Here is a 10398-nt window from a genome sequence, read left to right on the forward strand (position 1 = left end):
CCATCGGCCCCATCCTGCAAGGCCTGGCCAAACCGGCAAATGACCTGTCCAGAGGATGCTCGGCCGAAGACATCCTGCACATGATCGCCGTCACCACAGCACAGGCCGACGCCCTCAGCCCCAAGGAAACGGAACCCGCGACATGACACAAGTCATCAACCTGTCAAACCCCGCCCCAACTACAACCCAAAGACACCTCAAAAACGACCCCGCCCGCGTCACAAACGGCAACCCAAAACAACAAATCAGTATGCATTACACAGGCGCTGGCGGACGGCTGAAGGCGGGTAAATGGGTTTCGACCCCCGGACGCTGGCACGCTTTTACAGGGCGTGACGAGTATTGCTATATCCTGCGCGGTCGCTGCGCATTGATCCATGAGGATGGCACCCGACAGGAATTCGGCCCCGGCGACAGCTTTCTTATTCCCAATGGGTTCAGGGGATTTTGGGAGGTGCTTGAGACCTGCGAAAAGCATTTCGTCATTTTTGAGGAATAGCGGTTCACGGGTTGCATGGCTTGCAGTCTTGAACCGGAAGACGGTGCGAACCTGCACACTCGCCGGGGAACCGCGCGTCCTCTCCGACCGGCGGGGTTCGGGCAGGGAGCAGGTTTTCGCTTTCCTACCTGCTTTCTCCGCGAACCTGTCGGCAATCTGCTGACGTCAAAGGCCAATGCGGCTTCACCCGCTCAGCTTCAGCGCGTGAGCAGGAGATTTCTATCCCCGCGCGCAGTATTTCCTTTCAGATGAACAGGATCTGGGCTTTGGTAAACAAAACCCTCAGAGATTCTTCGCCATGGCTGATCAGATGCAGCGGATACCGCGCGAACTGGCTCAGGTAGGGGAAGGCCAGGCACAGGTCCAGCAGGACCACGAGAAAGGACAGACCAGATGATCGAACGGATCGACACCGGCCCCCGGATGAGCCGCATTGTGAAACATAACGGGGTGGCCTACCTTTGCGGGCAGGTCGGCGACGGCGCAACGGTGGCAGAACAGACCCGCGATTGCCTGTCCCGTGTGGATGCGCTGCTGGAAAAGGCCGGGTCGTCGCGCAGCCAGATCTTGCAGGCAGTGATCTGGCTGGCCGACATGGCCGATTTTGCCGAGATGAACGAGGTCTGGGATGCGTGGGTGCCCGAAGGGGACGCGCCCGCGCGGGCTTGCGGCGAGGCGAAACTGGCGCGCGATGTGCTCAGGGTCGAGATCATCATCACAGCAGCTTACTGACCGGTCCGGGGGAATGCAGCCATGAAAGTCATCGTGATGGGGGCCGGGGTCATTGGTGTGACCACCGCCTACTACCTTGCCAAGGCCGGGGCAGAGGTCACCGTTCTGGATCGTCAGCCCGGACCGGGGTTGGAGACCAGCTATGCCAATGCGGGCGAGCTTAGCTACGGCATGACCTCGCCCTGGGCCGCGCCGGGGATTCCGATGAAAGCGGTCAAGTGGCTCTTCATGAAGCGTCGCCCCCTGTTCATCTGGCCGCTGATCAGCCCGACAATGTGGGCGTGGAGCGTGCAGATGATCCGCAATTGCAACGAGGAAAGCTATCGCACGAACAAGAGCAGGATGGTGCGGGTGTCGAATTACTCGCGCGATGTCATGCCCGACCTGATTGCCGAAACCGGTATCGAATACGAGGGCCGCGCGCAGGGCACACTTCAGCTTTTTCGCAACGAGAAACAACTCAAAGGTTCGAAGGCGGACCAGGAGATACTTGCGGAATACGATTCTCCGTTCGAACTGCTCGACCGGGACGGGTGTATCGCGGTGGAACCCGCACTGGCGCAGGTGCGCGAGAAATTCGTGGGCGGCCTGCGTCTGACAGCGGACCGGACGGGCGATTGTCGCCTGTTCACGATCGCACTTGCAGAAAAATGCGCCGAGATGGGGGTCGAATTCCAATACGGCCAATCGATCCGCGAAATTCTTGTCGAGAATGGCAAGGTCGCCGGTGTCCGGACCGAGATCGCGGGAACCATGACCGCGGATGCCTATGTCTGCGCGCTTGGCAGCTACGGGACGCGGTTGCTCAAGCAGATTGGCGTGCGCATTCCGGTTTATCCGGTCAAGGGCTACTCGGTCACGCTGCCGGTCACCGAGGACACGCTGGCGCCGCAATCAACGATCATGGACGAGACCCACAAGGTGGCGATCACCCGGCTGGGTGACCGGATCAGGGTTGCAGGCACGGCAGAGATTGCGGGCTATTCGAACCGCCTTGGCCCCCATGCGACAGACACGGTGCGCCATGTGATTGGCGATCTGTTCCCCGGCGGTGGCGATATTTCCAAGGCAGAAGGCTGGACCGGTCTGCGCCCGATGACGCCGGATGGCACGCCGGTTCTGGGTCAGTCGCGATATGACAACCTGTTCCTGAACACAGGCCACGGCACGCTTGGCTGGACGATGGCCTGCGGGTCGGGGCGCGCAGTAGCCGACGTGGTGCTGGGGCGTAAGCCAGAAATTTCCTTCGATGGGCTAACGGCAGAGCGATACGGCACGTAACACCGCCCTGCGTTTGGGGCCGGGGAGTCGCGCCCTGAACCGGGACGGCACCGGGACGCCGGAAGCCTGCGGGTCAGATCCTGCAATATTTCGAAATATCGCCCGCATGTGCGGCGGGCGCCGATGGGCATCATCTGGCGGGCGTAACCTTTCCCCGCCCGATGGTTGCTGCGTCAGCCGTCCACTTCGGTCCGAGGGGATCGGCAGAAACCTCCCTATGGACACACGCAAGAGACGTTCCGATTTGCCCCTGATCCGGCTGTAAATCCGGGCAGGCCAGCGCTGCGCCCTCCTCAAATGAAATATTTGGCAAAAATTTCATTGCCGGATTGTGAAATTACTGCCAGAATTTTCACGAGCTGGACGCGAATCCACCGCACCAGATGTCGAGGAAAGTGTTGGGTGCGCCTGATGTCGGACGACAAAACCTTGGGACAGGATATCCGGGCCTTGCGGAACACCCGCGGGATGACACTGGAAGAGCTTGCCAAAGGTGCGGGCAAATCGCTTGGCTGGCTGTCGCAGGTCGAGCGCGGCCTTTCCACGCCTTCGGTGGACGACATGCACAGGATCGCGCAGTTGCTGGATGTGCCCATGTCCATCTTCTTTGGTGTCGCCGACGCGCCCGAGGAAGAGAAAGGTCTGGTCGTACGCGGCTCTGCCCGCCGGGAAATCGGGGAACGCGACGACGGTCTGGTCGAGGCGCTGATCTCTCCTGACCTGACCGATGATTTCGAGGTCATCCATTCGACCTTCCTGCCGCATACGGCGCTGAAAGACAGCCGCCGACGCGCAACCTCCGAGGTGGTCTACCTCGTCTCCGGCAAGCTGGATATCTGGATCGGGGACAGCCCTTTCCAGATCTCCTCTGGCGACAGCTTTCGTATCAAGGGCTCTGAATATCGCTGGGCCAACCCCTATGACGACCCGGCCGTTGCGATCTGGGTCATCTCTCCCCCGGTTTATTGAGGTTTGACAATGACTCTTCCTTCTTCTGCGCGTGTCGTGATTATCGGTGGTGGCGTCGTCGGCGTCTCGGCTCTGTATCATCTGGCAAAGGCGGGCTGGTCCGACTGTGTCCTGCTTGAAAAGAACGAACTGACCGCCGGGTCGACATGGCATGCGGCAGGCAACTGCCCCAACTTTGCGGCAAATTACGGCGTGATGAACATGCAGCGCTACGGGCTGGAACTGTATCGCGGGCTCGCAGCAGAGGTCGACTATCCGATCAACTATCACGTCACCGGGGCGGTGCGGCTTGCGCATTCGCACAAGCGCATGATGGAGTTTGAACGCGTGCGTGGCTTGGCGGCCCATATGGGGCTGCAAATGGACATCTGCACACCTGACGAATTGCAGGCCCATATGCCCTTCATGGAAACGCATGACCTCGAAGGCGGTCTGTGGGATCCTCTGGACGGGGATATCGACCCCAGCCAGGTGACACAGGCGCTGGCCAAGGGCGCACGCGCGCATGGCGGCACCATTGCGCGTTTCACGCCCGCGACAGGCGTCAGCCGTCAGAATGGCGAGTGGGTGGTCCACACGGAAAAGGGCGACATTCGCTGCGAATACGTGGTCAACGCGGCGGGGTACTATGCGGCGCGTGTGGGAGATTGGTTCATCCCGCATGGTGGGCGCGATGTGCCGATGACCGTCATGAGCCACCAGTATTTCCTTACCGAGGCCATCCCCGAGATCAAAGCCTGGACAGAGGCCAACGGCCGCAAGGTTCCGATGCTGCGCGACGTGGACAGTTCCTACTATCTGCGTCAGGACACCTATTCGCTGAACCTCGGCCCGTATGAGCGCAACTGCCAGGCGGCCTGGGTCACGGCGGATGACCAGATGCCCGATGATTTCAGCTTCCAGCTTTACCCAGACGATCTTGACCGGCTTGAATGGTATATCGAGGACGCGATGGCGCGGGTGCCACTGCTGGGAACGCAAGGCGTGCAGCGCAACATCAACGGGCCGATCCCTTACGCGCCCGACGGGCTGCCGATGATCGGGCCGATGCCGGGTGTCCCCAACGCCTTTGAGGCGCATAGTTTCACATTCGGCATCGCGCAGGGCGGTGGCGCGGGCAAGGTGATCTCGGAATGGATCATGCACGGCCACACCGAATGGGACATGTGGTCCTGCGATCCGCGCCGCTATACCGGCCATGCGGACGCACAGTTTTCGCTGGGCAAGGCGCTGGAAACCTACGGCCACGAATACGCGATGCATTTCCCGCATCACGAATGGCCTTCAGAGCGCAACAAAAAGCTGTCGCCGAACCACGAACGGCTGGTTGCCGACGGTGGACAGATGGGCGCCTATAACGGGTGGGAGCGCGCGAACTGGTTTGCCAAGCCGGGTGACGATACCTCTGAGGAGGCGACGCTGACATGGGACCGCAACGGCCCGTGGGAGGTGCGGATGCGTGAAGAGGTCGAAGCGGTGCGCGACGGTGCGGGCGTCATCGACCTGTGCGGCTTCTCGCGCTTTTCGGTGAGCGGTGCGGGCGCGGCAGAGGCGCTGCGGGGTCTTGTCACCGGCGCCCTGCCCAAGGTTGGGCGCATGAACCTGATCTATATCGCGGATACACGGGGGCATGTGCGGACAGAGATGTCCTGCATCCGGCACGGCGAGGATGATTTCACCCTCATGACCGCCGCCGTCGCGCAGTGGCATGACTTCGATATCCTCAGGGCGCATCTGCCCGATAGCGTTTCGATCACGGACCGTTCGGCGGATGTTGTCGCCATGCTGGTAACGGGGCCGAAATCGCGCGACCTGCTGTCCAAGGTCACCGATGCCGATCTTTCGCTGGGCTGGCTGTCGCACCAGCAGGCCACGGTGGCTGGCAAACCGGTGATGCTGGCGCGCGTTTCCTTTGCAGGCGAACTGGGCTGGGAGGTTCATGCCGCGACCTCTGACGCGGCAGAGGTCTACGATGCCATTCGCGGGGCAGGAGCCGTGCCTTTCGGGATGTATGCGCTGAACTCCATGCGGATCGAGAAGGGATACCTGACCTGGAAGGGTGATCTATCGTCCGATTACAGCCTTCTCGAAACCGGTCTTGGTCGCTTTGTGAAACTGGACAAACCGCAGGATTTTCCGGGCAAGGCCGCCATCGCGGAAGAGGCGGGCAAGCCTTTGACACGTCGGATGGTCACGCTGATCGTGGAGCCGGGGCAGCAGGACGCGCCCTATATGGCGGCGGTCTTTGCGAATGGCACGCGCGTGGGCGAGGTACTGTCGGCGGCCTATGGCTACCGCGTTGGTGAAGCCATTGCGATCGCGATGCTGGATGCCACGGTGCCAGACGGCGCGACGGTAGAGGTCGAAGTCTATGGCCAGCGCCATGGCGCGACAGTCCAGCCCGATTCCTGCCTTTGGGATGCGGATAATGCCCGCATCCGTGCCTGACCTTCGTTCGAGGAAAGATTGAAAATGGCTCTCCCCCCTGAAAAAGCCCGTGTCGTCATTGTGGGCGGCGGCGTGATCGGTTGCTCTGTCGCCTACCACCTGACCAAGCTCGGCTGGACCGATGTCGTGCTACTGGAGCGTAAGCAGCTGACCTCTGGCACCACCTGGCACGCGGCCGGCCTGATTGCGCAGCTGCGCGCCACCCAGAACATGACGCGGCTCGCGAAATACAGCCAGGAGCTTTACGGCAACCTCGAAGCAGAGACCGGCGTCGCGACGGGGTTTCGGCGCAACGGGTCCATCACCGTGGCGCTGTCAGAAGAACGCCGCGAGGAAATCCTGCGGCAAGCGTCCATGGCGCGCGCCTTTGGTGTCGAGGTCGAAGAGATCAGCCCGTCCGAACTGAAAACCCGTTACCCGCATCTGAACACCGAAGATGTGAAGGCGGCAGTCTATCTTGACAAGGACGGGCAGGGCGACCCGGCCAATATCGCGCTGGCCATGGCACGTGGCGCACGGCAACGCGGCGCGCAGATCATCGAACGCACGAAGGTGATGGGTTTCGTGAAGGACGGCCGCCGCATCACCGGCGTCAGTTGGGAAGCCGAGGGCGAAAGCGGGACGATTGCCTGCGATCACGTGGTCAACTGCGCCGGTATGTGGGGCCACGAGGTCGGCCGGCAGATGGGCGTCAACGTCCCCCTGCATGCCTGCGAGCATTTCTACATCGTCACCGACACCGTGCCCGGTCTTGGGCAATTGCCGGTACTGCGCGTGCCCGAAGAATGCGCCTATTACAAAGAGGATGCGGGCAAGATCCTTCTGGGCGCGTTCGAGCCGGTCGCGAAACCGTGGGGCATGAAAGGCATCCCCGAGGATTTCGAATTCGACCAGCTGCCCGAGGATTTCGACCATTTCGAACCCATCCTGGAGCAGGCGGTCAACCGGATGCCGTTGCTTGCAGAGGCGGGAATTCACACGTTCTTCAACGGGCCGGAAAGCTTTACCCCCGATGACGCCTATCATCTTGGCCTAGCACCCGAGATGGACAATGTCTGGGTGGCGGCCGGGTTCAACTCCATCGGCATCCAGTCGGCAGGGGGCGCGGGCATGGCGCTGGCCGCCTGGATGGATAGCGGCGAAAAACCCTTTGATCTGGGCGATGTCGATATTGCCCGGATGCAGCCCTTTCAGGGCAACCGGACCTATCTGTTTGAACGGTCCAAGGAAACGCTGGGCCTGCTTTATGCGGACCATTTCCCCTACCGGCAGAAGGCCACGGCCCGTGGTATCCGGCGGTCACCGCTGCACGAGGCACTAAAGACCGAAGGGGCGGTCTTTGGCGAGGTGTCCGGCTGGGAACGGGCCAACTGGTTCGCCGACCGGGGGCAGGTTGCGGCCTATGAATATTCGTGGAAACGGCAGAACTGGTTCGAGAATTCTGCGCGCGAACACAAGGCGATCCGCGAGAATGTGGGCATCTACGACATGACGTCCTTCGGCAAGATCCGCGTCGAAGGACCGGATGCCGAGGCGTTCCTCAATCATGTATCCGCCAGCAATCTGTCTGTCCCGGTGGGCAAGATCGTCTACAGCCAGTTTTTGAACGGCTCTGGCGGGATCGAGGCGGATGTAACCATCACGCGGCTTTCCGAAACCGTCTTTCTGGTGGTGACGCCCGCAGCGACGCGGATTGCCGATCAGGCCTGGATGCGCCGACATCTGGGCGATCATCGCGTGACGCTCACCGACATGACCGCAGCAGAGGCCGTGATCTGCGTGATGGGACCGAATGCGCGCAAGTTGCTGCAAAAGGTCTCTCCCGATGATTTCGGAAACGACGCCAACCCATTTGGCACCTGTCAGGACATCGAGATTGGCATGGCCGTCGCCCGTGCCCATCGTGTGACCTATGTGGGCGAACTGGGATGGGAGCTTTACGTCTCTGCCGACATGGCCGCCTATGTCTTCGAGGTGCTGCGCGACGCCGGACGCGACCTGGATGCAAAGCTTTGCGGGCTGCACATGATGGACAGTTGCCGGATCGAAAAGGGCTTTCGCCATTTCGGCCACGACATCTCGTCCGAGGATCACATCCTCGAAGCGGGGCTTGGCTTTGCGATTAAGAAAACGGACGTGCCTTATATCGGTCGGGAGGCTGTGGAACGCAAACGCGAGCAAGGCTTGCAACGGCGCCTTGTGCAGTTCCTTCTGTCCGATCCTGAACCGCTGCTTTATCACGCCGAACCCATTGTGCGCGACGGTAGGATCACAGGGTATCTGAGCTCGGGCAATTACGGCCACCACCTTGGTGGTGCGGTCGGGCTGGGGTACGTGCCCTGCGCGGGTGAAACGGCGCAGGACGTTTTGGCGTCAACCTACGAGATCGAGGTCGCAGGGCGCCGGATCTCGGCGACAGCTTCGCTCAGGCCGCTTTACGATCCGAAATCAGAGCGCGTGAAGGTCTGACAGACAGGCAATTGCTGTTTGGGTGGGCCGATCTGGCGGGGCCTTTAGCGAAAGGCTCCGCCGATTTGGCGTCCGACCGTGCGGGCGTGGGCGGCATTCTATTCGCGACGGTCACGGATAGGGCGGGTGCCCCGTTCATCGCCCGCGACCGGCGGGCCTGACGCAGGGGCAATTCTACATGGCCCGAAATGCGGTGATGTGATACGCTCAGCGTCATATTCATCGGTGATATTGCAAAATGCGAAAGAAGATCTTCATCAGCTACAGCAGGCGGGATGAAGAGATCGCTCGGGAAATCCATGAACAGTTGACGGCCGACGGGGTGCCGGAAGAACTGATCTTCTTTGACCGTGCCCGCACGGGCATCCAGCAGGGCGAAGAGTGGCTCCGCCGCATTCAGGACGAAGCGCAAAGCACCCGCGTTGTCCTGTTCCTTCTGTCCAAAAGCTTTCGCAATTCAGAATTCATCATGCGCGACGAGCTGCCCTTGCTCTTGCGGCAAAAGGAGTTCGATCCCGGCGTCAAGATTTTCTGGGCAAAGCTGTCTGCGGTAAAGGTTCCTCGTATGCTCCAACGGTTCCAGGGGTACGGAATCGAAAGGCCGGTGGGGGAAATCGCCGATCCGCAGGAACGCGGCGAAGCCATCCTCAAGGTGACAGAAAGCGTCAAACGGGCCCAGGGCAGCGCGGTTGATCTGTGGGACCAGTTCGAAACACGGGTGGAGCTGATCCTGCGACGGGAATTCAGCCTGCGGCTGGGCCAGAAGCTTGCCGACGGGGCCAATTCCACGGTCTATCTTGCCTTTGGGGAAGGAGTGCAAAAAGTGGCAAAGGCCGAACCTGCGCCGGTTCGCCACAACAGCGAACAGATTACAGACGAGGAGTTGGACACCTATCTTGACCGCTGCCGCGACCTGAGCCATCCGGCGTTTATCGGATTTGACGGGGGGCGGATCAGTGATGATGTGCAGGTGCTCGTGTCGGAATTTGTCGAGGACGCTCAGCCACTTGCATCCTCTCTTGAGATTGGGTGCGACACCTGCGGCGGGTTGGGGATCGACCGGGTGCGCTTTACGATCGGGACGCTTGCAAATGCTTTGGCAGAGTATCACGACGCGGGACTGTGTTACGGCACTATCCGTCCCAGCGACCTGCTGGTTCCCAAGGTGGATAGTAACGAATGGTGGGTGAGGCTGCCCGCGTTCCGGATGTCGCTTCTGTCCTTCATGAAGCGGCGGCATCAAAGCGGGTTCAGGATCTCCGACGAGGTCATGACCTATCTTGCGCCCGAACAGCACCGCGCGTTGAGACCGACGCCGAAATCGGACCAGTATTCGCTGGCCCTTCTGGGGATCGAGCTGTTGCAGGGGCGGCCACCGGTTGTCGTGAATTCGCTTGACGATCTATTGATGAAGGAACGGTTTTTCGCAGATCCCGAGGGCTTTGCCGATGGGGAGGGCTGCATCTGGCAGGAGCGTTCGCCGGAGTTGCGCCAACATCTGCTTCGGATGCTGCAACGCGACCCGAAGCGCCGCTTTCCCAGCCTGCGAAAGGTTGCAGACGCGTTCAACGTGATCGACGATCTTACCGAGGATAACAGGCGGGTTGCAAAAGAGAGTTTCCGCCGACTATCCGCGCGGCTTGATGCGGATGTGATCGCGCCATTCTTCCGGACATTCGTACATCGACGCTCGCGGCTGCGGCAGATGTTCGACGATGCTGATGGTTTCGACGAGGCGGATTACGCCCGAAAGCTCCGTCAGGCGATCCTGTTCTTGCTGAATTTCCGTGCCAGCGATGCCGTGGCGGAACCGACCACGCTCTATTACGTGCGCAAACGGCATCGCAGCCTGGACCTGCGCAAGACGGATTTCGACCATTTCGAGACCTGCCTCCTGAACGCGGTTTGAACCGCCCCGGGTTTACCGGAGAGTAAAACTCTCAAAAGGTGAGCCTCATGACAAACAAGAAACATACCCCGAGCTACACGGCCGAGTTCCG

At 60.8% G+C, this 10398-nt stretch carries 8 protein-coding genes; all 8 read left to right on the forward strand.

Annotated elements, in window-relative coordinates:
* Positions 1-146: phosphate acyltransferase (locus tag EDD52_RS22845; RefSeq protein ID WP_279389293.1), on the forward strand; the 146-nt coding region annotated here is incomplete at its 5' end.
* Complete coding sequence (locus tag EDD52_RS22850; protein ID WP_132248927.1) at positions 143-499, forward strand: cupin domain-containing protein; 357 nt, start codon at positions 143-145, stop codon at positions 497-499. The genes EDD52_RS22845 and EDD52_RS22850, both read left to right, overlap by 4 nt.
* Before the next feature lie 393 nt (positions 500-892).
* Positions 893-1231, forward strand: coding sequence for a RidA family protein (locus tag EDD52_RS22855; protein WP_132248928.1), 339 nt, complete (start codon positions 893-895; stop codon positions 1229-1231).
* A 21-nt stretch (positions 1232-1252) separates the two neighbouring features.
* Positions 1253-2512 (forward strand): D-amino acid dehydrogenase, encoded by a 1260-nt coding sequence (locus EDD52_RS22860; RefSeq protein ID WP_132248929.1) that lies wholly within the window; start codon positions 1253-1255, stop codon positions 2510-2512.
* Between the two features lie 411 nt (positions 2513-2923).
* Positions 2924-3481 (forward strand): helix-turn-helix domain-containing protein, encoded by a 558-nt coding sequence (locus EDD52_RS22865; RefSeq protein WP_132248930.1) that lies wholly within the window; start codon positions 2924-2926, stop codon positions 3479-3481.
* Positions 3482-3490: 9 nt separating this feature from the next.
* Complete coding sequence (locus tag EDD52_RS22870; protein WP_132248931.1) at positions 3491-5929, forward strand: GcvT family protein; 2439 nt, start codon at positions 3491-3493, stop codon at positions 5927-5929.
* Positions 5930-5953: 24 nt separating this feature from the next.
* The gene (locus EDD52_RS22875; RefSeq protein ID WP_132248932.1) at positions 5954-8398 is read left to right on the forward strand and encodes a GcvT family protein; all 2445 of its coding nucleotides are present in this window, start codon (positions 5954-5956) and stop codon (positions 8396-8398) included.
* A 238-nt stretch (positions 8399-8636) separates the two neighbouring features.
* Positions 8637-10307, forward strand: a complete 1671-nt coding sequence (locus EDD52_RS22880; RefSeq protein WP_132248933.1) for a TIR domain-containing protein — start codon at positions 8637-8639, stop codon at positions 10305-10307.
* The last annotated feature ends 91 nt before the right edge of the window (positions 10308-10398 follow it).

This window comes from Primorskyibacter sedentarius (assembly GCF_004342065.1).
Taxonomy (GTDB): Bacteria; Pseudomonadota; Alphaproteobacteria; order Rhodobacterales; family Rhodobacteraceae; genus Primorskyibacter; species Primorskyibacter sedentarius.

Excerpts from the sequence above, each read along its gene's own strand:
- EDD52_RS22865 (WP_132248930.1), top strand. The coding sequence starts at position 2,924 with ATGTCGGACGACAAAACCTTGGGACAGGATATCCGGGCCTTGCGGAAC.
- EDD52_RS22855 (WP_132248928.1), top strand. The coding sequence starts at position 893 with ATGATCGAACGGATCGACACCGGCCCCCGGATGAGCCGCATTGTGAAA.
- EDD52_RS22850 (WP_132248927.1), top strand. The coding sequence starts at position 143 with ATGACACAAGTCATCAACCTGTCAAACCCCGCCCCAACTACAACCCAA.
- EDD52_RS22870 (WP_132248931.1), top strand. The coding sequence starts at position 3,491 with ATGACTCTTCCTTCTTCTGCGCGTGTCGTGATTATCGGTGGTGGCGTC.
- EDD52_RS22860 (WP_132248929.1), top strand. The coding sequence starts at position 1,253 with ATGAAAGTCATCGTGATGGGGGCCGGGGTCATTGGTGTGACCACCGCC.
- EDD52_RS22880 (WP_132248933.1), top strand. The coding sequence starts at position 8,637 with ATGCGAAAGAAGATCTTCATCAGCTACAGCAGGCGGGATGAAGAGATC.
- EDD52_RS22875 (WP_132248932.1), top strand. The coding sequence starts at position 5,954 with ATGGCTCTCCCCCCTGAAAAAGCCCGTGTCGTCATTGTGGGCGGCGGC.